Annotated in this window: 32 protein-coding genes; 8 read left to right on the plus strand and 24 right to left on the minus strand. The window is 38.7% G+C overall.

Annotated elements, in window-relative coordinates:
* Positions 1–53: 53 nt before the first annotated feature.
* A complete protein-coding gene (locus T501_RS15705; protein ID WP_044915959.1) occupies positions 54–683 on the minus strand; it encodes a lactate utilization protein in 630 nt (209 codons plus the stop codon).
* A 48-nt stretch (positions 684–731) separates the two neighbouring features.
* Between T501_RS15705 and T501_RS15710 the strand changes: the two genes are divergently transcribed.
* From T501_RS15710 to T501_RS15725, 6 genes are all read left to right on the plus strand, one after another.
* Entirely contained in the window at positions 732–1,106 is a 375-nt protein-coding gene (locus tag T501_RS15710; protein ID WP_081843205.1) for a DUF4342 domain-containing protein, read from the plus strand.
* Positions 1,107–1,111: 5 nt separating this feature from the next.
* Complete coding sequence (locus tag T501_RS15715; RefSeq protein ID WP_026511311.1) at positions 1,112–1,312, plus strand: hypothetical protein; 201 nt, start codon at positions 1,112–1,114, stop codon at positions 1,310–1,312.
* Between the two features lie 263 nt (positions 1,313–1,575).
* Positions 1,576–1,890, plus strand: coding sequence for a PspC domain-containing protein (locus T501_RS20970; RefSeq protein ID WP_044915962.1), 315 nt, complete (start codon positions 1,576–1,578; stop codon positions 1,888–1,890).
* A 118-nt stretch (positions 1,891–2,008) separates the two neighbouring features.
* The gene (locus T501_RS21510; protein ID WP_155831510.1) at positions 2,009–2,179 is read left to right on the plus strand and encodes a hypothetical protein; all 171 of its coding nucleotides are present in this window, start codon (positions 2,009–2,011) and stop codon (positions 2,177–2,179) included.
* The gene (locus T501_RS21515) at positions 2,180–2,338 is read left to right on the plus strand and encodes an NADPH-dependent FMN reductase family protein (protein WP_155994888.1); all 159 of its coding nucleotides are present in this window, start codon (positions 2,180–2,182) and stop codon (positions 2,336–2,338) included.
* Positions 2,339–2,596: 258 nt separating this feature from the next.
* Positions 2,597–3,658, plus strand: a complete 1,062-nt coding sequence (locus tag T501_RS15725; RefSeq protein WP_044915963.1) for a tyrosine-type recombinase/integrase — start codon at positions 2,597–2,599, stop codon at positions 3,656–3,658.
* 41 nt (positions 3,659–3,699) lie between these two features.
* On the opposite strand, the gene T501_RS15730 is transcribed toward T501_RS15725, so the two are convergent.
* Entirely contained in the window at positions 3,700–4,680 is a 981-nt protein-coding gene (locus tag T501_RS15730) for a C39 family peptidase (protein WP_050008353.1), read from the minus strand.
* 154 nt (positions 4,681–4,834) lie between these two features.
* On the opposite strand from T501_RS15730, the gene T501_RS15735 reads away from it, so the two are divergent.
* Entirely contained in the window at positions 4,835–5,389 is a 555-nt protein-coding gene (locus T501_RS15735) for an RNA polymerase sigma factor (protein ID WP_044915964.1), read from the plus strand.
* The gene (locus tag T501_RS15740) at positions 5,373–6,272 is read left to right on the plus strand and encodes a DUF4367 domain-containing protein (RefSeq protein WP_044915966.1); all 900 of its coding nucleotides are present in this window, start codon (positions 5,373–5,375) and stop codon (positions 6,270–6,272) included. The genes T501_RS15735 and T501_RS15740 overlap by 17 nt, the downstream gene beginning before the upstream one ends.
* A gap of 83 nt (positions 6,273–6,355) precedes the next feature.
* Here T501_RS15740 and T501_RS15745 read toward each other — a convergent pair whose 3' ends face one another.
* From T501_RS15745 to T501_RS15825, 22 genes are all read right to left on the minus strand, one after another.
* Entirely contained in the window at positions 6,356–7,345 is a 990-nt protein-coding gene (locus T501_RS15745; RefSeq protein WP_044915967.1) for a DUF4825 domain-containing protein, read from the minus strand.
* Positions 7,342–7,812: an RNA polymerase sigma factor gene (locus tag T501_RS15750; RefSeq protein WP_330377084.1), complete on the minus strand. Its 471-nt coding sequence runs from the start codon at positions 7,810–7,812 to the stop codon at positions 7,342–7,344. Before T501_RS15750 ends, T501_RS15745 begins: the two co-directional genes overlap by 4 nt.
* A gap of 160 nt (positions 7,813–7,972) precedes the next feature.
* On the minus strand, positions 7,973–8,128 hold the full coding sequence (locus T501_RS22965; RefSeq protein WP_155994889.1) for a hypothetical protein: 156 nt from the start codon (positions 8,126–8,128) through the stop codon (positions 7,973–7,975).
* 38 nt (positions 8,129–8,166) lie between these two features.
* The gene (locus T501_RS15755) at positions 8,167–8,511 is read right to left on the minus strand and encodes a hypothetical protein (RefSeq protein ID WP_044915970.1); all 345 of its coding nucleotides are present in this window, start codon (positions 8,509–8,511) and stop codon (positions 8,167–8,169) included.
* A gap of 41 nt (positions 8,512–8,552) precedes the next feature.
* The gene (locus T501_RS15760) at positions 8,553–8,732 is read right to left on the minus strand and encodes a hypothetical protein (protein WP_044915972.1); all 180 of its coding nucleotides are present in this window, start codon (positions 8,730–8,732) and stop codon (positions 8,553–8,555) included.
* Positions 8,733–8,875: 143 nt separating this feature from the next.
* Positions 8,876–9,187 (minus strand): hypothetical protein, encoded by a 312-nt coding sequence (locus tag T501_RS15765; protein WP_044915973.1) that lies wholly within the window; start codon positions 9,185–9,187, stop codon positions 8,876–8,878.
* 39 nt (positions 9,188–9,226) lie between these two features.
* Complete coding sequence (locus tag T501_RS15770; protein ID WP_044915974.1) at positions 9,227–10,291, minus strand: helix-turn-helix domain-containing protein; 1,065 nt, start codon at positions 10,289–10,291, stop codon at positions 9,227–9,229.
* Between the two features lie 451 nt (positions 10,292–10,742).
* Entirely contained in the window at positions 10,743–12,053 is a 1,311-nt protein-coding gene (locus tag T501_RS15775; RefSeq protein WP_044915976.1) for a leucine-rich repeat protein, read from the minus strand.
* 173 nt (positions 12,054–12,226) lie between these two features.
* A complete protein-coding gene (locus T501_RS22970; RefSeq protein ID WP_442856382.1) occupies positions 12,227–12,352 on the minus strand; it encodes a hypothetical protein in 126 nt (41 codons plus the stop codon).
* Entirely contained in the window at positions 12,337–12,504 is a 168-nt protein-coding gene (locus T501_RS21525; protein WP_155994890.1) for a hypothetical protein, read from the minus strand. Before T501_RS21525 ends, T501_RS22970 begins: the two co-directional genes overlap by 16 nt.
* A 233-nt stretch (positions 12,505–12,737) precedes the next feature.
* Positions 12,738–13,475, minus strand: coding sequence for a hypothetical protein (locus tag T501_RS15780; protein ID WP_044915977.1), 738 nt, complete (start codon positions 13,473–13,475; stop codon positions 12,738–12,740).
* A 107-nt stretch (positions 13,476–13,582) separates the two neighbouring features.
* Positions 13,583–13,744, minus strand: coding sequence for a hypothetical protein (locus T501_RS22975; RefSeq protein ID WP_155994891.1), 162 nt, complete (start codon positions 13,742–13,744; stop codon positions 13,583–13,585).
* A 99-nt stretch (positions 13,745–13,843) separates the two neighbouring features.
* Positions 13,844–16,330, minus strand: a complete 2,487-nt coding sequence (locus T501_RS15785) for an ABC transporter substrate-binding protein (RefSeq protein WP_044915978.1) — start codon at positions 16,328–16,330, stop codon at positions 13,844–13,846.
* 367 nt (positions 16,331–16,697) lie between these two features.
* Positions 16,698–17,810 carry a M56 family metallopeptidase gene (locus tag T501_RS15795; protein WP_044915980.1) on the minus strand — a complete coding sequence of 371 codons (1,113 nt, stop codon included), beginning with the start codon at positions 17,808–17,810 and terminating at the stop codon, positions 16,698–16,700.
* Positions 17,807–18,187, minus strand: coding sequence for a BlaI/MecI/CopY family transcriptional regulator (locus tag T501_RS15800; RefSeq protein WP_026665353.1), 381 nt, complete (start codon positions 18,185–18,187; stop codon positions 17,807–17,809). The genes T501_RS15795 and T501_RS15800 overlap by 4 nt, the downstream gene beginning before the upstream one ends.
* Positions 18,188–18,456: 269 nt before the next feature.
* Positions 18,457–18,957 (minus strand): GNAT family N-acetyltransferase, encoded by a 501-nt coding sequence (locus T501_RS15805; protein WP_044915983.1) that lies wholly within the window; start codon positions 18,955–18,957, stop codon positions 18,457–18,459.
* Complete coding sequence (locus T501_RS15810; RefSeq protein WP_044915986.1) at positions 18,950–19,402, minus strand: GNAT family N-acetyltransferase; 453 nt, start codon at positions 19,400–19,402, stop codon at positions 18,950–18,952. The genes T501_RS15805 and T501_RS15810 overlap by 8 nt, the downstream gene beginning before the upstream one ends.
* Positions 19,380–20,516: a helix-turn-helix domain-containing protein gene (locus T501_RS20435; RefSeq protein WP_050008354.1), complete on the minus strand. Its 1,137-nt coding sequence runs from the start codon at positions 20,514–20,516 to the stop codon at positions 19,380–19,382. The genes T501_RS15810 and T501_RS20435 overlap by 23 nt, the downstream gene beginning before the upstream one ends.
* On the minus strand, positions 20,506–21,798 hold the full coding sequence (locus T501_RS15820) for an MFS transporter (RefSeq protein ID WP_044915989.1): 1,293 nt from the start codon (positions 21,796–21,798) through the stop codon (positions 20,506–20,508). The genes T501_RS20435 and T501_RS15820 overlap by 11 nt, the downstream gene beginning before the upstream one ends.
* A 229-nt stretch (positions 21,799–22,027) precedes the next feature.
* Positions 22,028–22,171 carry a hypothetical protein gene (locus tag T501_RS21535; protein ID WP_155831505.1) on the minus strand — a complete coding sequence of 48 codons (144 nt, stop codon included), beginning with the start codon at positions 22,169–22,171 and terminating at the stop codon, positions 22,028–22,030.
* Entirely contained in the window at positions 22,164–22,313 is a 150-nt protein-coding gene (locus tag T501_RS21540) for a hypothetical protein (RefSeq protein WP_155831504.1), read from the minus strand. The genes T501_RS21535 and T501_RS21540 overlap by 8 nt, the downstream gene beginning before the upstream one ends.
* A gap of 162 nt (positions 22,314–22,475) precedes the next feature.
* A complete protein-coding gene (locus T501_RS15825; protein ID WP_044915990.1) occupies positions 22,476–22,928 on the minus strand; it encodes a hypothetical protein in 453 nt (150 codons plus the stop codon).
* Positions 22,929–23,497 lie beyond the last annotated feature (569 nt).

The raw sequence follows: 23,497 nt of genomic DNA on the forward strand, positions 1-23,497 counted from the left end.
AATGAGAAAGAGTTCCAAAGTAATTTAAGGAAACTACGCCTGCAGGCTAAAAATTAGAATCCCAGGTTCTCATCTACAAGGATTACGTGGATTCTGCCTTCATGTTTTGAATATCTGGTCATGAGGAATTGACAACAGATGGTATCGGGAGATTTGCAATCCATGCACTTTCCTGTTTTAGCGCAAGGAGTTGCAAGACCAAATCTCTGGGCGTTTATAGGTGCAGCTACATTTCGTGCTCTTTTCATGGCGCTGTCAACATCAGGACAAACCTTGTTCATGCCGACGATGAAGATTACTTTTTTGGGACCCTGAGCTATTGCTGATACTCTGTTCGCATTCCCATCAATATTTATAATAATACCGTCATCTGTCATGGCATTTGCACTGGATAAAAAAACATCAGCGTCATATGCAGCCAACATGGCAGCACGTTTATCTTCTGCCTTATCCCTGTCGATGAAGTTGTAGTCGGGAGTCTGCAGAGCGTCAACAAGACCGATTTCATGAGCGCTCATTGCTCCGCCCATGGTCACACTGCTTCCCTTAGGTATAAGTTTTAGGGCCAACCCCAGAGCTTCTTCCTTAGTTTTTGCATAATAACCGGACATGTTTCTGGATTTAAGTCCTTCGATGATTTTTGTGGACAAAAGATCATTTCGTTTTACAATGTTTTCATTCATAGCCATATTCCTCCTACAGTTTGCATGATGAATTATGATTAGTCTCCTTTGCTTATAAATGTATCATCCAACCGTAGTGATAGCCATAAGAAAATTCGAATTAAAAAATCACTGTACTATATATGGAATGTAAAGAAGGTCAGATGGGGCCTTCTTTTTGTGGTTTGCGCGCTTAAAGCAGATGTGCAGAAGCTCATTGATAAGGTTAAGGCTGTTGTTGCTGAAGGTAATGCAGACAGGGTCCAGATCCTTAAGGATGATGAGATCGTGTTCAGCGTACCTGTTAATGTAGGTATTGTTGGAGGAATCCTTGGATTTGCAGCTGCTCCTTGGGCACTTATTGCAGGAGCTGTGGCAGCTTTTGGTCTTGGATGCAAGCTTGTTGTAGTAAAAAAAGATGAAACTAAGGACGAGGTTAAGTAAGGCAAATGAAAAAAGTTTTATCAGCGGTGGCACTATTTACCGTGATATTTCTTGCAGGTTTTCTAGCTGCGTTGGTTAAGGCCATGAACCGAAATGTGGGTGTGGGGACATGTGCAGCTGCCTCGGCAGTCGTAGCACTTATATCCACGATAGTTTTCTACGTTAAGGGCGCTACTAGTAAAAAAGAGGGATACGAGGAATCGTAAATATCATTTGGGCAGGGCAGGCCGTTATCTTTGCGAGAGGGCTTGCTTATTATGGAAATTACCACTGGAAGGATATGACCAAAAAAATGCTCTAAAAGAAAAATAGCTATGCCGTTTTTGCCTAAATGAACATTTATCAGAAGGGCAGAAAATCCTAGAATAATCTCATAAACAATGAGTTGCTTCAAAGGAAGCGATGTGCAGGCCACTTGGCGAGGTTCTTTCGAGCCTAGTGGAATGTCATACAGAGGTAGGGAAAGGTTATGAGAGAAAGAAGACTTAGAAAAAGTGCAGATCAGAAAGTTTGTGGCGTATGCGGTGGCTTGGGCGAGTATTTTGGGATTGACCCTACGATTATAAGAGTTATCTATTTGGTTCTCTTATTTACTACAGGCATAGGAATCCTTCCTTATATCATCCTTGCTATAGTAATGGATGATGCACCGGAGGGTGCAAAGACCACAGGTTACTATGAGAAAGAAAACAGTTACTCGGCAAATGATTATTATGAATCAAGTGAACCTGTTGGTTTTAAGCCTTTTACAGATAATTCAGAGATCAGAGGCTTTAGCATCTAAGGAATATAAAAGAGGAGTATCCGGATATCCTTTTGGATATGCAGGGCTGTTCAATTAAGCAGGATAATCTCTTTCTACTGACACAGCTATTACTTGAAGAAAAAGGAGATTAAAAGCGATGAAATTAACATCAAGATCAACATTAGTTATGGGAATAGTTTTTGGAATGAGCGGAATCATTTATCTCGTATCTGGCAAGCCACTTTTGGCAGGAATATGGCTTTTCTGCTCAGCAATTCACTTTATTGAAGCATACAGGCTTCATTGTAAGGAAAAGGAAGAGCCCTGATTGACACGACAACCATTAACGGAATATCGTGAAATAGGCAGATATCAGTGCCTTGGCCATGACAGTTTTGGTCCTTTCAAGATTGCGGGTGGGATCCAAAAGGGGTACCCGGATGAAAGTGAGCTCCAGGCGGCTGTTGAGTTTTACAAGAATTTATAATTCTAGGATTAACATTGTGTACGAACCTAGTACACAATTTGAAAGCTTAGCTGAATGATAATAAGAACCTAAGCCCTGAGAGGTGAGTCTACTAAGGGTGAAGACAAGGGCGTGAAAGCGTCCTTGTTTTGCGTTGTGCATAGTGAAATTTAAAGCAGCTTTCTTATACCGCGTAAAATATCAATTTTATGTGGTATAATGGAAATAACAGAAAGCTCCTGCAAAAATCGTATGTTTTTGCGGCTTCGGAGGTATGAAATGGGGAAAGATTCCAGATATTATGCTGAATTACGCAAGGATAAACTTGCAAGAATCACGGAAATCAAAAAGCAGCTTCCAATATATACACATAAATTTATAGAATCATGTGTCCGCAAATATCAGATAAACACAGCGCTTGCGTATGCAAAGGATGTTCTTTTATTCTTTGAATTTCTTAAAGTACGGAATCCGCGCTGCAGATCTCTGGAAATTAAGGATATTTCCCTGGAAATTCTTGATGCACTCAATTACGAAGACATAAATGAATTTCAGGAATTTATGGTTCTTAATGAATCTGACTCCGGGCATATGGTCAGCAATCGGACGCTTGCCCGTAAAATGGCAACTCTCCGGAATTTCTTCGGATATATGGCTGATAAGGAATATATTGCAGAAAATCCCACGCTTAAAGCAGATAAAAACCAGAAATATGAGGAAAATGACATAAAACGCCTTGATGTTGATGAAGCAAAAAGGCTTATTAAGGCTGTTGAAGAAACCAAAACATCAACAAAAAGAAGCTCTGCAAGGTCCCAAAACACAGCAAAACGTGATCTTGCAATTGTAATACTTCTTTTAAATCTGGGGCTTCGCGTGTCAGAATGTGCCGGACTCGATCTAAATGATGTGAATTTTGAGGATAATACCATCAGAATTGTTAGAAAAGGCGGTAAGGAAGCAATTCTTTATATAAATGAAAAAATCCGCAACACGCTCCGTGATTATATAAAAAATGAGCGTCCCCTGCTGGCACAGGATCCAAAAGAAGAAGCTCTTTTCATATCACTTAAGAACAACAGACTTTCCGTTAGAAGCATTGAGGATATGCTTAAAAAATACGGAGATGGCGCAAAACTTACAGACCGCGTTCATCCCCACAAACTCCGACGAACCTTTGGAACCACTCTTTACAATTCATCCGGTGATATATACATGGTTGCAGACGTCCTTGGCCACAAGGATGTGAATACCACAGTAAAGCACTATGCAGCAGTTGATGAAGAACACCGGAAGTCAGTGGCAAATTATGATCTTTTTGGTGATGATAAAAATGAATAGTCAGGCAACTGAATCAGAATCAATTAGACATCAAAACTATCCTAAGCATTGCTATATTTCCATACATTTTTCATTTGTGATACCAAAGAATCAACATCCCAATGCTTACTACTATTTTTAGGGCTGTTAGGATCGTTCACTATTATTTTTCCGTCTGCATCAATGCCAGTTAGCACAATAAAATGACCTGTCTTAGTAAAATCTCCGGGTGACATTGAACAGATCATTGGCGCCTCACAGGATAAATTAGACAAGATGTAATCCGAGGAAACATCGCCGGTAACTACATTTAATCCATAGTGTTTGGCACCTTCTGTCATTATAGACCAGGATGTGCCTTCACCATATGTGTAAAAACCTTCATTTGACGCATAAGTTGCAACAACGAATGGATTAAGCCCCGAATTATTCTTAAGGCCGCATGCCACCATAGCTAAACAAGTAGGCCCGCAACCGGCAACGCCTACATAGTTTGCTCCATAGTTTTTATATCCCCATCGCTTGTCCCACTGAATAAAAAGTGGAATATCAGATGCAGCCATTTCCGCTGTGACATCCATAGCTAAATCTTTATCAATGTATTCCGTGAAATTTTGGACGTATTCTCTTGCTTCCGGATATTTTTCACCGAACTCAATTACATTTTCCGGAACATCTCTATGAGTATCTTGATTTAAAAAATTATAGCCGCCAAACCCTAGCCCAACCAGAAGTAATACAATCAATGTAAAAGTTAAAGCAGGCTTTCTCGTAGAGCTTTGCTTTTTAACAGCTTCTTGGCAATTTTTGCGCATGTTATTGGTTTCAGGACGCCCAGACACATTCACTGTAGATTTATTATTTCTTCTGATTCTAATTATTCCTATCCCGCAGTGGATTATTGCTGCAAAAATAAGAATAGAGAATGCCGCTTTATCAGTTAACCAGGATGGAGCAAAAAGATAGTCCAATGCTATAAGACCTACAAATATCAAGATTAACAGAAAAATGCCACGTAAAATCCATAACAATACTCGTTTCATACCCACTTACTTCCCCTTTTAAGTATCCCCCTTATAATTGTATGAAAACTCTGATCATCTGTAAAATAAAATAACGGTGAGAAGCCATAAAACTTTTCCTACAAAACAGCTATTGTGTTATCATATTCCCATATTGATACGGGGAAGCCAAAACATGCTATTACTCATACTTTCTGTTCTTGAAGAGGATCAGAGAAATCTTGTTGAAAAAATCTATAAAGAGAACTACCAGGATTTTCTAAGAGTTGCGATGAAGATAACCGGATCCAAAGCTGATGCTGAAGAAGCTGTAAGCTCTGCACTTCTAAAAATATCACTCAATATTTTAAAAATTTCCCATTTAACCTGTCCCGAAATGAAAGCATTCTGCGTTACTATAGTGAAGAACTGTTCATACGACGTGCTGAGAAAAAGCAGCAGGATCATTCCTGATTCTGATGAAGCACTAAGCAAAATGGATTCATCCATACAGGGACCGGAGCACCAGATGCTGGATAAAGAAAAAAGCAAATCCCTTTTGAAAATGATTGAGGTCTTAAGCTCCGATGAAAAGGTTCTTCTTGAGCTGCGCTATACCTATGAGATGAAATACTCTGAAATAGCACGGATGCTGTCAATATCTGAAGAAGCAGCCAAAAAGAAAGGTCAGCGCATTATAGGTAAACTACGAAAGCAGTATGAGGAAAATTCTGATGAATACGACTTTTGAAGAATTATTATCCGGAACAGTAAAAGAGAATATGATTCATCTCCTCTCCCCGGAGCTAAATGAATGGGAAAGCGGTGTTCTTGAAAAAAGGCTTGCCAGGAAAGATACATCAAGGCTTGCAGATTTCATATGCTCTCTTCCGCAGTCCGGACAGTATCTTATATTAGGAACCTATACTTTTGGATTAACTCCGGAAAGCATAGAGATTCTTTATGGTATATCAGATGCAGGTGAGCGCCTTAAATTCTTTGAAAAAATTCTTGCCAGGGAAATGGAACTTGCCTCCGATGAACGCATTTCAGAAGATTCCCTTACATCTGCATGTAAAACTATAATATCCAATCTGTCAAAAGAAACCGCAACTACTCGCAATACTTTCAACATTGTAAGGATATTTACTAAAACAGCCGCTGCAATATTCATAGTCGGCATTATCTCATTTGGCACGGCATATAGCGTAAATGCTGAGTTCAGGGAAGCGGTAACAAAATGGTTCATTGAAACCTTTAAAGAATATAGCCTTATCAGATTTGATAATACCGCCATCTCTGTCAACAATTTAGAAGATTACAGGATTACTTACGTGCCTGAGCGCTTTAGCTTCGACCATATCGATAAGGCCGATTCCTTAATATCTTTCAGCTATCTTGATGCTGATGGTTATTATCTGAGTATAGACATTGAGCTTCCAGGTGGAAACAATTATGTGGATACGGAAAACACCCAGCTGGAAATCCTGGACTTCAGAGGCCATGAAGCTCGCTATTATTCTAAAGAGAACTACAGCCTCCTCGTAACGGAGCTTGATGGATATGCACTTTTCATATCAGGGCCTGTTACCAAAGATGAGATATTGAAAATTGTAAACGGAATAGAAAAATAGCAAAGTGCATGTTCACTAAGTTGAGTGAGCATGCACCATTTATAAGAGCCTTTGGTCACAAAAGGCACCTATTATAATGAATGTCAGAAGACAGCGCGTATGAGTCCGGTTTTCTGAAGAAGTGTATCCAAAGTGCGTATATGTTTACTACATTTCTTGATATCTTCTCCCAAAAACGTACTTGCATCTTCCGCAGTAATCGTAAGCATTTTTTCAACCCCTTCACTGTGATAAACGTATGTCACATGATCAAGATTCTCAATCAGCCCTAAAATCACATATCCAAAGGCCTCCATATCCTGCTCCTTCTGTGCAAGCTTATCCGAAGAAACATCCTCTGATAGAATTATCTTCCACCCATATGGTTCACATGAAGTTTCAAGTTCATTTGTAAATGCTCCAAGAGATGTTCCCATATTCAAGGCCAAGGCGGTACGATTGTTATCGGACATAGCACCAATATAACTGTGTCTTGTGGCATAAAGATCTGATGCAAAAGACGTCACCGGAGCTCCTTCAGACCAGACAATCCTGTTTCCGATGCGCACTTCTGTAATGGTTTCGGAAGCAACGTACCGCCCTTCCAAATTCCCCTTGTGAAATGGACTTACCAAAACAGTTCGGGCATGCATCATAACAACACCAGCTTCCTCGGTATAGTTGAGCGAAGCAACAGCATTACCACTACCAAACGGCACCGCTAAAAAATCCAACTCGTTATCCTCAACATTAAGATGCATAGCCATCCAATTGGTATCGTTCTTAGTACCTACCACAAAACAGCCTAATGTTATAATAAAAAGGACAAGAAGAAATGCTCCAACTACACTTCCTATGATAATTCTGAAGTTTATTTTTTTATTTTTCCTTAAAAAATCAATTTCCTTTTTATCTTCAGGCGACATTTCCAATATCTCTGAAGACGTTTCTTTCATAGCAGCCAGCACGCTTCTGCATTTCTCACAACCGGTCAAATGCTCTTCAATCGCCACATTAGTCTTCTCGCATGTAAGACCATCAATATAAGAAGGAAACAAATCCTGTATCACTTCGCATTCTATATTGTTCATCATATTTCTTCCTTTCTCAGTTTTTCTTTTGCACGATAGAAGGTGACACGAGCCCAGTTTTCACTCTTCCCCTGTACCTCTCCGATTTCCCTAAATGACAGTCCACCAAGAGCTCTCAGATACATAACTTCGCGGTAGGGATCTTCAAGTTCATGTAGCTTTCTCAATAGTTCAATCCTTGAAATCTGACTGATTGCATCATGCTCAGCCGAGTCCGCCTGAAGCTCAGATGCTACCTCTCCCTCGATTTCCGCCAACACTGGATGTTTTCTCTGATAGGTGAGAAGTACGTTTTTGGCTATGCCGCACAGCCAGGTCGATATTTTACAGCTACCATCATAGTGATCGATGCTTCGTATTGCCTGATAAAAAGTCTCTTGGGTCAGTTCTTCCGCCAGATCAGCATTACCCGTGCGCGCCAGCAAGAAATGATAGACGTTCTTCGCATAACGCTGATAGATTTCGTCCATGGACTGCAACTCCTCACCTCCTTTCCTTAGTTTTCATTAAGTTAATGCAAATTATGATTGTTTCGTTACAGGAATTTAAAAATAAAAAATGCTGCCACACCATATAGTGGGGCAGCGTCAGTTTCAATTGCACTATATATTCTAATATCTATAGACTAACTCATCTCATCCACCCAAACTCATTCATATATGCGCAGTAATCGGATGTAATATATGCGATACATTCATCGTTCAGTAAGAATTCAATTTTCCAGACAGCATATTCTGCGTCTTTATCTGTCTCACTAAACACATCCCAGTCATTAATCTGATACAAGTAATTATATAGAGAATAATCTTTCTTTAGGATAAGCCTTATACCACTATTCCTACCACTTCCATTAATGCAAGAATAAGCAAATATGTAATTAAACATATCCCAATCACAAATGGAATGCCGGTAATGATTCCAGGCAGTAATACCAATACTTTCTTTTTTCTGTTTGTTATTCCGTAAGATGATATCAGGAATAGACAACTTATAAGCATCGGAACAAAGCCTATTCCGAGAAAATTTATACATCTTTCGTATATTGTTTCAGGAAATATAGCATTCGGATCTATAACTATATTTCTTCCTATTATTGCTCCAATTACCAGAAGTAAAACACAGAATACACCTATACTATAAATAATTATTGCTATAATCTTTTTATTCATTTTTGTCCTCTGCTTTTTATAATCAAAAAATATTTCACAAACTAAAAGCAATCAACCCATCCACAGCTTTTAATATCTTCAAAAGTAATCTGTTGTTCAACCTCTTGCATAGTATCAGTAAAAGACTCTGATCTTGGCCTTAAGATGAAAAATATCGCTGTCACAATAATTGCAGTTACAACTACCCCAAAACAGATTGTTATTCGCTTTTTTACATACATAGTTCACCCTCCGAATTAGTATTCCTATATATATAACGCACGAAGTACTGATTTCGGGACACAAAATATAGAAAAAATAGAAATCTTTCATAAAAAAGTAGATACCAGTAAAACACTGGCACCCACCGCTATGCATCTATTTCTTAATCAGAAGCATGCTCCGTTCCCTGAGTCCGACATAAAGGAAAACTCCCAATTTTCACTCTGTTCGCCTGGAATATATGCTGTCTGAAAAGTCCTTTAAATATAGCTTTCAAGCTGCCCAGAGAGTACTTGTCCCACTTCTTTACATCTGCATCTCCCATCTGCCACATTTCCGTGAGTGGCACAGTGCGTTCCAACCGTTCATTTTTCGCCCATGTTGGAACAGTATGCAAATCTCTTTTACTTATTCCATATTTTGCTTCTATTATTGTCTGGGTATCCATGATGATTCCCTCCATTAACTTCCTCATGAAATACCCTTCGGCCGAAAGGTTTTATATCCTTTAATTTTATTTTATCTTGTCTATCAGTCTTCTCTTTTCCTCGCAAAGAGCGTCAACATCCACGCCTTCAGTGATGTTCCATTCTTCTTCCAGATACTTGATCTGAAGCTCAACATACCTGATGGCATCTTCATATTTTCCAAGTATTTCATAAATCCTTGCCTGTGCTTGGAGATGATCCATGCAAATATGTTCCTTGTGGTTAGTTACATATATTTCCTCAGCCTTGTGATATCTTTCCAAAGCCTCCTCATATTTTGCATTGGATGCATATATGCCTGCTACTTCAAACATCACATCATAGCTGTCATGGAACTTTTCCTCAATATCAGAAACTATTTTCCATGCATCCTCAGCACGATACTCAGCAAAAGCAATATATGCTTCATATACCGGAACTAAAACATCCTTATGATCAGGCAATTTTGAATAAGAATCCAAATATACAGCAGCCTCCTTAGTGCGATGATCCGCGATCAGGTTATCCATAAGAAACAGATAATTCCTGCCGATTTCAGGATACTTTTCTACCAATTCCTTGAAAAACTCTATAGTACTGTTATGCTGCCTTGCGTTCCAGTCCCAAACAACTGCACCTTCACTCTTTTGCAGAAGCCACTGGTCCTCCTTCGCATCAGGATGAAAAATCATGGCTTTTCTTGCATACAGGCTAACATATCTGCTGTCACTAACTATTCTGTGATGATATAGATGAGCCAGGAACGTGTAAATCCTGCCATCCATTCTGTCAGGATGACTCTCATCATAATCATCTTTTATATCCAGCAGGAACTCCTTTGTATTATTAAACGCTTCATCCGTGAGTTCATTTTCATAATCAAGCATGTTTTCGATACGGTGGAGCTTTAGCTCTACTGATAGATCAAACAGTTCATCAATCGTAACCCCAAAGAATTCCGATATGGACGGGAGCAGTGATATATCCGGGGCACACACATTGTTCTCCCACTTAGATATAGACTGACTGCTCACTCCTAGCGCTTCTGCAAGAGCCTCCTGTGTTGTACTAGACTTTAAGCGAAGTGCCTTAATCTTGTTTCCAATATTCATTTTCGCGTCTCCTTATATGATTTTGAAGAAACGAAGCTTCATTTCAGTTCTTACAAGAATAATTGTAGAATATAGTCGTATTGCCCACAATGACGCAGTTTTCTAGTCGGTACAACCTGAGGTTGATTATTTATTCTTGTATTTTGTCATTCTTCCCCGGTCTTTTTAATATCTTCAGGGATATATACAAGCCCCACCTCGTCCAGTCTCACATCATATTTGAGACTATGATACTTTAGTGTGCGAAAGTTCATTGCTCTCACATGCCTATTTTATGGCATTCCCGCGATGATATGCTTTTTAAACAAAAACTCAGTCTCACGGTAGTCTCAAAATCTCATGATGTTTCCATAGATATTACAGCTTTTTTACAGACTGATATTTAAAGAATAAGTACTTATAGAAATAATAGGAGCTGCGCACTGTCATTGTGCAACAGCCCCTACTCTGATTATGATACTTTCTTAAAGCGTGCTTTTTGAGCACCAGCCTTTTTCATAAGCTGTTTGATTTTTGAGAATTGCTTTGAATTCATATCTCTGACTTCAACCTTCATCTTCTGAGGTGTGCCACCAAATGCATCTTTACCTATGCGGCTTAACATACCTTCTGATATGGATAATTCTTTTAATGACGAGCAGTTAAAGAAGGCTCGTGACTTTATTTTTGAGAAAGTCTTAGCTCTTGTAATGTAAACATTCTTAATGTTGGAACAGCTTTCAAATGCACTTTTACCAATATATCTGATATTTCCTTCATAAAGCATTACTGAAGTAATATTCTGATTGTCTTTAAATGCATTATTTGCAATACCTACTATATCGTAGCGTTCATAACCAATGTCATCGACGTATGACAAGGGATCCACGCCTTCCATTTCACCTGATGTAGCAGAAGAACTAAATCCTGTGATTTCTACTTCACCGCGATGCTTCTTAGTTGCAGGGTTGATGACTTTGTAAGTAAATTCACCAGAAGTAAAGGTTGCACCCTTAGGAAGCTTTAGCATTACATCAGACTCATCCGGTAATTTTTTCTTTTTGCTTTCCTTTTTAGAGTCCTCCATTCTGAAATAAACCTTTTGAGCACCGGCATTTTTGAAAAGCTTATTTATTTTGGATGCCTGCTTAGTGCTCATTTGATAGGTATCTATTCTGATTATTGGACTTGTGTTTCTTAAAGCGTCTGTTCCTACAGATTTTAATGTGTCCTCAGTTAAGTAAAAATTATTTAAACTTTTGCAATTATAGAAAGCGCGATCCTTAATTGTTGTTATTTTCTCATTTGAACTAAAGTACTGAAGGTTAGTACAGCCTTCGAAGGCACTTATGCCTACATACTGGACGTTAGTTCCGCCGATAGAAAAATGTCGAATGGTCTTATCATCTTTAAATGCATTATCTGCAATTCCGATTATCTTATATGGGGCGTACTCCTCCATATCTTCACTATCAAGCATAATATATAAGTTATTGCGGTCAAAATATTTGGGATTTTTTTGGGACCAATCATAATTCTGGTTGATTCCTGCAACTTCAATCTCGATTTTCTTGTTTTTCTTTGAAGCGGTCTTTACAACCCTATAGAATAGTGGTTCGCTGTCTTCGTCATCAATAACCAGATCACCAACCTTAAGCTTGCCATCTTCTATATATTCATTAGACGGATATAGAGTTGCGGCATCAGCCTTAATAGAATGAACATTAAATGCAGCTGCAATAGAAACTGCAGCAAATAGTGTAAAACAAAACCTCTTTTTCATACTTTCTTCTCTCCTATATTATTATTTAATAGTTACATACTAATAACGTTTGAACATATCATTTCGGGACACAAAAATTGGAAATTTCTGATTACATAATAATAATGTTTGATGACTTGCTCTTTGTGACATGCTTTGCCTGATTTTTCTCCCCCTTGTTTTTCAATATGATGTCAGCTTATAAGCATATTTGCCCTTTCCAAATTCTTTTTACTTACAAATACGTGATATACATATGAAACAGGTCCTGCTGACTGTGAAAAAGTAAAGGCTCCCCCACCACCTACACTAGCTCCCATTGAACCATGCACCATAGTTCCAATTGAAGATTCATTTTTTTTGTAACACACTCATATTCAATATTGTTCTGCTTTAAGATCTCTGTAATTCTGGCAATTTCCATTGCTGATGAATCTGTTAAAAGCTTTGCTTTATCCCATGGCATTAACATACTTATAATCTCCCGTAAACACGTACTAATTGTTTTTCTAATTCAGTCCCATAGGCTCATTTTTTCCGCTTTTTCAAATAAGCTTCTGCCTTTCTGATCAAGGCCGCTACTATCTCTTCTTTTCTTCTAATAAATTGAACAATCAATAATACTATTAAGACTTGTAATGTGAAATTAATTATTTGAGTAAATAATATCATTTCTCCGTACCTCCACTCATAATCTGCAAGAAACTAATAGTAAAATTCAATCGTTCCGGATTCATAACTCTCATCATTTCCGAAAGCAGCTTCTCCTTTGCACCATCCACTCATGAAAAATAAAACATTTTCAAATTCAAATGTGCTATCCGCAAGGTATTGCTTTGTATCATATACATATTCTATGGCATAATCCTGCTTCGCTTCTGAAACAGTCTCATCCTCTATCATAGTCTCAAGTTTTTCTGTTGATGGGACTTTTAGCCTTTTAACAATCTTGTTATATTGAGATGAACCTTCATCATAACGCTCTGTAGTTCCATCTTTATAAACTACAACATGATCCGGCTCCGGAAGCATTTCTATTACTGCATTTTCATCAATGGTACTGCCTTCAACATCGGAAAAATTTAATACAATCCGCACAACAGCATAGACAATAACTAACGCAAAATACCCCCACGTCTGCCATTTTTGTGAAAAGGATTCGCCATCAATCTTTTTAAACATAGAATGAAAGAACAGAATAGTTAGAATTCCATACGGTAATGCCATTGCTAATATTTCTCCAAATCCAAGTGACGAAGGAGCGCAGATTATAACCCACAGTAGGCAGGAAAAACCATACCCGCCAAACAGAAAAATAATTAATCTGGTTAGTTTTTTATTATCAGGACTCCATGCCCATCGTTCTCTAATAAAGAAAAATATTATAGCGATTAAAAGAGTAATTCCGATAGCCAAAAATGCATTCCAAATGTTAGAAAGCATACCGATTCTCCTCTCAATGTAAACAGTTTTTCTATGATTCTTATATATATAACGTTTGAGCTATACATATAGTGACATAAAATATTCTTTTTATTAGTAATGGAAAATCATTTTTTCCTGATTTCTTCAAGACAACGTCCAAGCGGTGTCTCACCCTTCTTACATGGAATATTAGGTGCTGTTCCCTGAACTGCATTAATACTTCCATCAGGATTTTCGCCTACGCAGTCTGAAAAACCGATCAGTATACCCGAATCAGGAAGTAACAATAAAATAGGCGAAGTATGATTACCATCCCCCGATGTCTGTGTACCTACTACAGTAGCCCAACCAGTAAATCATCAGATATAACAGTTTCAACCTCTGCATCATCTATTCTCACTAAGGTAAATGCTAACCCTGCTCTGGATGATATCGGCTACTTCTTCCGCAGATTTCTGATCCTCATAGAAAGCATCTGCCTCTTCATATATGATGGTCCATATCTTATTTTCATACGATACAGTATTTGTCAGGGATTTGATGAAATCCATAAGCTTGCCTGTTTCTTCCTTTGACATCTCTGTGATTTCTATATCCTGTCCACCTGCATGCCAGGATTCTGAGGTCTCAACTTTTTTTCCATCACTATCGATGTAATACGGCTTATGCTGAGCCTTCTCAGCCTGAGCTTCCAAGGCACTTGTCTTGATTGGGAATCCATAATCAAGACGGTCCTGATAATCATCTACAAGGAATGATTTCATGAATTCCCATGCTGCTTCCTTGTTTTTACAATCCTTGTTCATTGCTATTTGTGTATTAACTGAAATATAAGACTCTCCACCATCGACTGTGGGAAAGCCATTAAACACTATATCTTTGCCAAAATATCCCTTTTCCAGCACCTGATATTCTTTGAAGGAAGAAATAATATATGACAGAAGAAGTGACTTGTTTTCCCTGTAATAGGTATCATATTCTTCGTAATCCATATCCTCATCCATTTCCTCAGGGAACTGTTTTACAAATTTCAAAAGATCAACAAAGCCTTCAGAATCATAGTTGCAGGTCGCATTTTCATAGTCTATATATGTAGTTCCTGTAGTGGCATACAGTTCAGAAGCTGAATTTCTGGTCATTGCTCCCATGCCGACAGCAGGGTCTATACCGTTCTTTTCACAAATATCCTTATAATTCCCAAGTGTGACCTTTTCATCTCCTACATTATCCTTAGCAGCAACACAAGTGCTGACCGAGAACGAAGGAACAACTGTATAAAGCTTTCCGCCAACACGGGTCGAATCCACAATATTTGTCACATAATCAGAGAGCTGTATGTCGGTATCGTTTTCAATATAGGAATCCAAAGGCTCAAAAACGCCCTTTTCGGCATAGCTCTGAATCGGCATATCATAGTCAACAATCAGCATATCCGGGCCCTGTCCCTGTACAAGGTCAAGTCCCAGTTTATTTATAGAATCGCTGTAGGCATCGCCCGTATCATCCATGTTATCCTCTGCATAGTCGATCAGACTTATCCTGTATTTATCGCTCTTTCTGTTGAACCTGACTACCTGCTTTCTAACATCCATCGGTGTCCAGACGGTACCGATTGTGATCGTCTCCTTATCAGCAATTTCTGACGGATCAACTTTTACCATGCTTGCAAGCATCGGTTTACTTTCTTCATCGTTATTAAGCACATACAGCTTTCCACTCTCATCATCTCCTACATAGCTGAAATAATTGGACAGTATGTCAGATGATGTCAGATCGCAGATAAGGGTTGTTTTCTCATCACCAATATTAAATGCACTTATGCTTGTTGAATCAGCTATATAAAAATCATAGCATTTTCCGGGATATAAACTGCTTCCGCCATATACGCCTTCTGGAAGGGATGCCTCTCCGTCAAATGACATGTTATCCGGGTTGAATTTAACAAGCCCTGTCGAATCACCATCCCAATTATCTTCATAGATGTATATGCTGTCATCCCTCATGGCATACATGTATGCATAATAGTAATCGTCATCACCATCAGGCTTTCTCTCTGCGATCTGTTTTCCCTCACCGGTATTCTCATCATATAATGAGAATTTTCCACTACTCTGAGTAAGGATACCTTTGTCCTTAACATATATCATGGAGCGGACATAAGCCTTGGCATCAGATTCCGTGAGAGGCTGATCCCATATAACATCCCCTGAAGGAGACAGCTTGACCATAGTTGTTTTAACATCTGAGTCAGAAGTTTCTTCTGAAATTATTGTATCTTCAGTTGCTGCTTCTACATTTTCTTCATTATTACTAGCTGAGTCTTCTTCTTCTGTAGCCTTATCTGAATCTTCATCCTCTTTTGAAGCGGCTTCTTCCACGGATGTTTCTTCCTCTGTTTCAGCACTTTCGCTATCTGAAACAACTTCTTCATCAGACTCTTCTTCATCCTCCATTGCCTGGATCTTAGCCATGTATTCATCAGAGTACACAGTCTTTATAAGATAAAGATTCTCTTTCTCATCAACTGCCAAACATCTGTATGAGGTATTACCTTCTGTATCAAGCGGGACCTTCTCGACATTTTCTGTATCGAATCCCATTTTGAGCAGGGAGATCTCATCCTCATCTCCACCATAAAAATCTACCAGCGTGTAGAAATTCTCCTTTGTTGTACAGCAATTCTGAATATAGCTGTCCCCATTGACCGGCAGTTCTATATCCTCCATCCGGTAGACATGATCCTTATCAATCTTGGATTCCACTTTGGTTTTTTCCTGCTCAGGTGCAGTCTCTTTTTTCCCACACGCACTTGTAAAAACCATGGTGCATACCATCCCCATGGTAAGCCCCTTCTTCCAAAAACTCTTTTTCATAACCCTTTTCTCCTATTTTGAAAGCCTTATCTCCATCTCGCTTTGCTGATCTTACTAAGCTTATGTCTCGCCCCTATTGGGCATTGTTTTCTTTCTTGAAATTTCTGCCTTTTCTACTGCAATACAGCCCAAGACAAAGTACAACGCACCCAAACAGTCCTATAACAGATCTCCAAGCCATACCTGAAATCCCCAGTAATGGCGGAAACGGACAAATATTAGCCAATATAATCAGCAATCCCCCAATGACCATTGCAAATATATTTTTCATGTAAATCCTCCCAACAAAGTTTTTCCCTTCTCAAGTATCTTTAATCCCCTCATTTATATAACGCATGAGCATTTAATTTCGGGACAGAAAATCTACTTATTTTTTATATTTCTTTAAGTCACAGTATGGCTCCGCCCCAATTTCTTCTTTGCCAATAAGATCTATGTATTCCCCATCAACATAGAGTCTGTATCCCTCACTACATTCAATAAGCTCAGCATTATCCTCTGTTATGAATATTTCGTCCTCAACATAAGGCGGATCATAGTGAGGCTGTATGACCGGTACGTATGATGCAAAAAGAAGAACCAGTCCCAGCATTATGATCACAGAATTCTTCCTTTTATCTGTTCTTATATCCAAGAATACCCGGCGTGCTCTAGATACAAGCATTCTTTTCTGCGTAATTCCTGAAAAGCTTGCCACGCTGTATCCATAAGGCTTCATCGCTCTTATGACTGCCTTCTTTTTCATGGTCTCGATATAACTGATCTTCTCTTCCTGTGAGTAACCTCTTACAGCAGCTTCATCGCATCTTCTTTCAGAAAGCATTTCAAAATCAGCTTCAAGGAGTCTAAGCACCGGATTCCACCACAAAATACAGCTTGCAAGATGAAGCAGCATTTTGGTCAGGACATCCCTGTGTTTGATATGTGATGCTTCATGGAATAAGATATTTCTGATATCCAGGTCCGAATAATCCACTGCTGGCAGTATCACACCATAATTTATAACCCCAACCGAAACAGCCTCTTCAATAAATTCAGACATTACTATTTTCTTCGGATCCAGGCCCGCGCTCCTTGCTATAAAGGCATATTCCTCAGGGAGCTCTTTACCCTGTATAATTAAAAGTTTAATATTGTTTCTGTTTTTTAAGACCTTATATCCCCAGAAGCCGATTGCAAAAGCAGCACCGGCAATCCATATGACTATCAGCAGTGAACCTATAGATATAACATTGCCTATCCTTGAGTTCAAAAAATCATTAAGGCCTGTCATCACTATCCTCGATGGGATTTCAAATGAAATGCATGTTTCTATGGGAATTATGATCCTTACAAGAAGCATGACAAATGCTGCAATCCATGGGGTCATTCCTGCGGAAAACAAGTTGCTATCTCTTTGCACAGCTATATGAAAAGCCAGCGCAACCGCTGTTCCAAAAAACATCGCAGTAAACACAGACCAGGTACTTATACTTATCATTTCCCGATTTCCTTCTTCTTTTCTTTTACAAGTCTGTCCAGTTCTTCTATTTCATCTGCATCAACTTTTCCAGTCCCAATTATCCCTGAAACCAGCTGAGGCAAAGATATCTTCCCTTCATACTGCATCAGTTCTTCCATCATATATTCCGTGCAGCTGACCTCAGGTGCAAAAGTCCTGGCAATTGTCTTCCCACTGTGAGTATATCCCACTTCTTTAAGAAGGCCTTTTTTTATAAGACTGTTTATGATAGAAAAACCTGATCTGTCCTTCCAACACCTGTTAGGACTTGCCTCGATCAACTCTGCCAAAGACATCTCTTTCTCCGCTGTCCAGTATGCCTGCATTATCTCCATTTCACTCTGTGTTAAGTACATCCGTTATCTCCCTGTATTTTATTTAAACAATTTGAATTTCGCCTGATACGGCTGATTTCCCCAAAGTTATATATAGAGTATATGGCATTTGATAGTATGCGTCAATTTATTTTGACTGTATCTTTTTGTTTTTATTAAACAAAAAAGCTCTTAGGAAATCCCAAAAGCTTTTCAGTAAATCATTTTATAAATCTTCTCGAACCATTCTAATTTCTACAGCGCCAAGACTCTTAGTTTCCATAGTTTTTATTATGATTTCTATATCATAATCACCCTTTCACAATTCTTAATTCTTTAACCTGTTGCGATATTCTGACATTACCTCCACGGATAAGCTGCTCCCCAACTTCAGTAAAGCCCATCTTTGCGTGAAAAGCCAGACTCTCTTTATTATAAGGGACAGTAGTAATCGCAGCGCCTACTATCTCTATGTCATTTCCTTTGGCATAATCGAATGCATATTGATATAACTTACGTCCTATACCCTTTTTCCAGTATTCTTTATCTACAACAATTCTGTCTATATAAAGGAATTTGGAATACCGCTCTTTAAACCATCTATAACTCTTGAAATCATAGTCCTTAAGGCCTTCTCGTAAGGCAATGATAAAGCCAGCAGGGCTCTCATCTACATAGATAACATGAAAGAGCACTGCATTTTCCGCAAGGTATTCCAGTTCTTCTCTGTCCGTAGGTATCAGGACATCGATATTTTCTTCATTTAATTTAAGAACATAGAGATAATCTTTAGGTTCTATTCTTTTAATCATCTACATATACCTTGAATTCAAACCACTCTTCATCTGTTTTCCTAAATCCTACAGATTCAAACATACACTGACTCTGTGTATTAAAGGAATAAATATTAGCCTTGACTGTCTGCATGCCTTTTTCTTTCGCCAATCTCATCATATCCTCAATGCAACGTCTTCCAATATGCTGATTCTGATATTCTTTGCACACCACAATGGCAACTTCCGCATTATCTCTTAGAGAGACATCACCAACCAAAGTTCCCTTGTATTCTATGTAGTAACAATCTCCATGAGCGCTGAGATAATCATACATACAATGCAAAAGTTCCAGATCATATGGTTCATCCCTGTTGTCAACCTGTTTACAAACATCAAGGTCCTGATACCAGGGAAGTGATACCTCATCGTTTCTGTAATATGGAATCAGTCTTATTTCATCATCTATAATCCGTTCTTTCATCTTCCTTTTTAATACTCTCCCAATACTTCTTTACTTCAGTTATTTTCTTAACCACACTTTCCTGGAAAGGCTCATTATCATCCAGCGCAAGTAACTTTTCAATACTATCAACAGCGCTCTGTCCCAAATCATCATATATAGCTGGCTTAAAGTCTTCATTTGCATGCCAAAATTTTATTTTCCCGGAAAGACTATTGGTTGGATTCTTATCATACTCCTGTGCTAATGAATATGCTTCATCCACACAAATTCTCATATCTTCATATTCTTTAAGGCAGGCCAGACACATAGCCTTGAGAATCAGAAGCGTAACTTTCACTTTGGATAAATAGCTGTTTTCCTCTTTGGAGATAGAATCAAAGAATTCCAGCCCCCACTGTATAAAATCATAGGCTTCCCTAAAAGCTTTTGTTTTGTCTGTAGCAAGGAGTGCTCCTGTCATACTCATGGAAAGACCTATCATCCTGACAATTACTGAGACCAAAACTCTTGTAAATACATGTAGTGATTCATCAATCCTGCCTGTCTTCATTAATATGCGAGCTATATTTATATCTGCTATGCCTAAATAATTTATTTTTTTGAAATCTTCAATAGCCTCCTCCGGAGCTTTTTCACTTTTGAGCTCAGCTATCATAAACCGTATAAATATCTCATTAAAATCCGGATCATCATTTTGAGATATGTATCTTAGCGAAGCTTCATATAGCTCTATTGACCTTTTCCTATGTGCCTCTGAACCGTCTAAGGTGTAAATGACCGAGTATAACTGTGCAGACTCTTTGAGTATTTTAAAGTTCCCAGGGTATCTTACAATTGCCTTTTCTGCCACAGCCATTGCCTCATCATGTTTTCCCTCATTTAACAGCTTATTTATTCTTCTCACTATGTCCGTAACCCTCTTGGAGGACATATCATATCCAAGAAGAACATCCATGGAAATGCTGAAAAAATCCGCCAGTTCCATAAGTGTAACGATATCCGGAACAGTACTTCCGCTCTCCCATTTTGATACGGCACCTACCGTGACACCAAACGCCTCAGCAAGGGCTTCCTGGGTTAGCCCCATTTCCTTCCTATACTTTTTGATATTTTCATGCAAATTAAGCTGCATCCGCTGTTTCTACCTCTCTTTTTTCAAGCACAGGTTTCGTCAGAATCAATACCAGAAGTACTACTGATGAAAATACTGCGCTAAAAATCATTATATTTGAAGTGCTCATATATGTTACGAGCGCGCTTATACCAAATGATCCGACAGGCATAGCCACCGTTGAAGTTGCATCAAACACCGCTGAGGCTCTTGCCATATATTCCTGATCAACGCATTTCATGAACTGGATACCCAGAACACCACCAATAAGTGAAGCTGCGATAGTCAATTCAAAGAAGCATACACTCATAACGATATAGCAGGCTGTCTTATTTCCGGCAAAAATGCCTCCGACGGGTATTCCCAAAAGTCCAATCCCCAGTGCTGCTGTTCCTAAGTCTGTAATGCTCAAGGGAGAAAGCTTCCTTGACAGAAGCGGTAATAACGCAGAACCTGCAATACCTCCCAGCGCGGAAAAAACTCCTGCAAAACTGAGTATTTCAGCACCGGTCTTGAAGATTTCATTTGCTATAGGTGCCTGGAGTGCATTTATCGGTACGAGCATAAAATTCAGCGCCACACAGAGCATACAGAAATTCCTGACAACCGGAGTCTTTGCAGTATATGCGATTCCATCCTTAAATAATCTGATGATACTCTCTTCTGAATTACCTGCTTTGTTATTGCTGCTTTCCAAAAAAGCTTTGCTGCCACTTTTCATAAGTCCGATAAGAATAGCTGTGACTAAAAAAGTCGCTATATCTATGCACATAGCTGCCGTAGCTCCTGCTCTCGCCAGGATTACTCCGCCAATTCCTGTGCCTATCAGAGTTGCAGCACTTGAAAGCATCTTATTCAGGCTGATGCCTACTGTCATATGCTCTTTCCTTATCACGTTAGCAGTATATGCAGACGCTGCAGGTCGGTCAAATGACTCAATCGTTGTGATAATAAGCGTTATTACCACCATTACAACAGGTCCAATATGCCCGAAAATATATAAGGCTACAAAAGCTGTGATTACAATTGCTCTCAGAAGGTTTGTTATTATCAGGACCCTTTTCTTATCCATCTTTTCGACAATAGCGCCTGCAAATGGCTGCACTACTACATTGGGAAGGAAATTAACTCCAAATACTATTGCTGACCACGCCGCACTGTGAGTGATCTGATATACAATCCATGTGAAAGCTATTGAATCTATAGAATCCCCAAAACGATTGACCACGTTGGAAAGAATAAGCTTTCTGTAATCTGATATTCTAAATATTTGTCTGTATGATATATCTTTGTTCTGTTCCATAAAATGAAGCCTCCCATCCGGTTCTGTTGCCTTCATTTTAGGTGGATTTCATATAAATAATAATACACTAATTGTATAGTTTAGAAAGATATATATTTCCTGTCAGGAAAACTATATTTGTGGATTACCTTTATACCAATCTATTTGCCTCCCAGTCTTATTTAAGGTTTGAGGCTGCATACTGTTCAAACACTGAACTGCATACAGCCTCGAATTCATTGATCCTCCGTCACATTATCTTCTCACCAAATTTGATTTTTCTGTACACTTTCCATATCAGGACAGCTGGAAGTGCAAGCACAACATATATAGTAGAAAGGCCTCCAAAAATTGCCATAAAAAATATAAATATGTATGTAATCACATCACTCATGCTTCCTACCCTCCTTAATTTCTTCAGTCTTATCTTCCTTTTCACCAGACTTGCGATAAGCAATAGCCATCCATATAAGGGAAGCGATCACAAGAAGCGTGCAGATTACACCTATAACTGTTGTCATTACTGTTGTATACATTTTTCATCTCCTTGTCTGCTGCTTCTTTGCAGCAATAAGCGTACAAAACTGGCTGCAGTCAAATATCAGTTAGTCTCAACTGACCTGCAACGCGCACGCAAACAAGAGCAGACTATATCTGCCCTTCAAAACTGATAGTTTCTTGTTGGAAATGAAATAGGATTATTTAGCCCCGTCCTGGCTATGGATATACTGAATCATTGTCCGCCTGGAACAAATAACATCTGTCCACGGAAAAATAGACGGTAGTACTGATGTATAGAAAGCACCCTCAGAAATCAGGATGCATAAAATCAATGACAGAACAAGCACCCTCTTGCTGGTGGAACCTTGCTCCAATCGTTTTATGACTTCGCTTACGGCCCTAACATCCCTGACCTCAGATGCTGCCATAATGAACATATCGCTATCTTTTATATAAGTATTGGTCCTGAGCGGAAGCGTAGAAGACTCAGAACTGGTTGTTACACCATGTCCAAAATGATCTGAAAGATTCTCTATATTGTGGGCATCAAAAAACAGGCCACCCGCAATGATGGCCAGCGTCAAAAACAACAATATGGCTGTTTTTATTCCGGATAGCTGTTTCAGTTGTCTTTTCCTAATAAATCCCACTAAAGTCTCCTTATAATCTTAACTTTTTTAATTATATCGCATGATTGACACTTATCATATGAAAATCAACTAAACAAAAGTACTGCTTTTACTCCTTAACTCTCCAATTTTATAATACATCCTGATACCATTTCTCCTCAGAATTGCATCAGACAGCATTTCTTAACTTCATAATATTTTTGCCTCATATTCCGAAGTGAATAATATATCTATTCTCGCATTCAGCCTGCGCGATCAAATTCTGAAATTCCTGCAGATTATCTTTCCCAGATACAATGCTCTCAAATAAATTCAAAGACTCAGGCGGAATCAGCGATACACCATGATAAGCCAAATTCAGTATCTTTCACCTATAAATTATAATCAAAATTCGAAATTCACCAATGATGTTGCTAAGCTCATCAACATTTTAGATTATATTCCTATATCCTCGGCTTTATCATATTTCCAAGCATATCAAGCGCCTTTTTATAGGATTCTGCCATGGCACCAGGGCTTTTAACTTCAAATCCAAGCCCGGTTAAAGGTTCAGTATCACCAAATTCTGCTATAAGCATTGTCTCTTTTTC

The organism is Butyrivibrio sp. WCE2006, from assembly GCF_000701985.1.
GTDB lineage: Bacteria > Bacillota > Clostridia > Lachnospirales > Lachnospiraceae > Butyrivibrio.

Coding starts and splice junctions, on each gene's coding strand:
- T501_RS15705 (WP_044915959.1), bottom strand. CDS start 683: ATGAATGAAAACATTGTAAAACGAAATGATCTTTTGTCCACAAAAATC.
- T501_RS15715 (WP_026511311.1), top strand. CDS start 1,112: ATGAAAAAAGTTTTATCAGCGGTGGCACTATTTACCGTGATATTTCTT.
- T501_RS20970 (WP_044915962.1), top strand. CDS start 1,576: ATGAGAGAAAGAAGACTTAGAAAAAGTGCAGATCAGAAAGTTTGTGGC.
- T501_RS21510 (WP_155831510.1), top strand. CDS start 2,009: ATGAAATTAACATCAAGATCAACATTAGTTATGGGAATAGTTTTTGGA.
- T501_RS15725 (WP_044915963.1), top strand. CDS start 2,597: ATGGGGAAAGATTCCAGATATTATGCTGAATTACGCAAGGATAAACTT.
- T501_RS15730 (WP_050008353.1), bottom strand. CDS start 4,680: ATGAAACGAGTATTGTTATGGATTTTACGTGGCATTTTTCTGTTAATC.
- T501_RS15735 (WP_044915964.1), top strand. CDS start 4,835: ATGCTATTACTCATACTTTCTGTTCTTGAAGAGGATCAGAGAAATCTT.
- T501_RS15740 (WP_044915966.1), top strand. CDS start 5,373: ATGAATACGACTTTTGAAGAATTATTATCCGGAACAGTAAAAGAGAAT.
- T501_RS15745 (WP_044915967.1), bottom strand. CDS start 7,345: ATGATGAACAATATAGAATGCGAAGTGATACAGGATTTGTTTCCTTCT.
- T501_RS15750 (WP_330377084.1), bottom strand. CDS start 7,812: ATGGACGAAATCTATCAGCGTTATGCGAAGAACGTCTATCATTTCTTG.
- T501_RS15755 (WP_044915970.1), bottom strand. CDS start 8,511: ATGAATAAAAAGATTATAGCAATAATTATTTATAGTATAGGTGTATTC.
- T501_RS15760 (WP_044915972.1), bottom strand. CDS start 8,732: ATGTATGTAAAAAAGCGAATAACAATCTGTTTTGGGGTAGTTGTAACT.
- T501_RS15765 (WP_044915973.1), bottom strand. CDS start 9,187: ATGAGGAAGTTAATGGAGGGAATCATCATGGATACCCAGACAATAATA.
- T501_RS15770 (WP_044915974.1), bottom strand. CDS start 10,291: ATGAATATTGGAAACAAGATTAAGGCACTTCGCTTAAAGTCTAGTACA.
- T501_RS15775 (WP_044915976.1), bottom strand. CDS start 12,053: ATGAAAAAGAGGTTTTGTTTTACACTATTTGCTGCAGTTTCTATTGCA.
- T501_RS22970 (WP_442856382.1), bottom strand. CDS start 12,352: ATGGGAGCTAGTGTAGGTGGTGGGGGAGCCTTTACTTTTTCACAGTCA.
- T501_RS21525 (WP_155994890.1), bottom strand. CDS start 12,504: ATGTTAATGCCATGGGATAAAGCAAAGCTTTTAACAGATTCATCAGCA.
- T501_RS15780 (WP_044915977.1), bottom strand. CDS start 13,475: ATGCTTTCTAACATTTGGAATGCATTTTTGGCTATCGGAATTACTCTT.
- T501_RS15785 (WP_044915978.1), bottom strand. CDS start 16,330: ATGAAAAAGAGTTTTTGGAAGAAGGGGCTTACCATGGGGATGGTATGC.
- T501_RS15795 (WP_044915980.1), bottom strand. CDS start 17,810: ATGATAAGTATAAGTACCTGGTCTGTGTTTACTGCGATGTTTTTTGGA.
- T501_RS15800 (WP_026665353.1), bottom strand. CDS start 18,187: ATGTACTTAACACAGAGTGAAATGGAGATAATGCAGGCATACTGGACA.
- T501_RS15805 (WP_044915983.1), bottom strand. CDS start 18,957: ATGATTAAAAGAATAGAACCTAAAGATTATCTCTATGTTCTTAAATTA.
- T501_RS15810 (WP_044915986.1), bottom strand. CDS start 19,402: ATGAAAGAACGGATTATAGATGATGAAATAAGACTGATTCCATATTAC.
- T501_RS20435 (WP_050008354.1), bottom strand. CDS start 20,516: ATGCAGCTTAATTTGCATGAAAATATCAAAAAGTATAGGAAGGAAATG.
- T501_RS15820 (WP_044915989.1), bottom strand. CDS start 21,798: ATGGAACAGAACAAAGATATATCATACAGACAAATATTTAGAATATCA.
- T501_RS21535 (WP_155831505.1), bottom strand. CDS start 22,171: ATGAGTGATGTGATTACATACATATTTATATTTTTTATGGCAATTTTT.
- T501_RS21540 (WP_155831504.1), bottom strand. CDS start 22,313: ATGTATACAACAGTAATGACAACAGTTATAGGTGTAATCTGCACGCTT.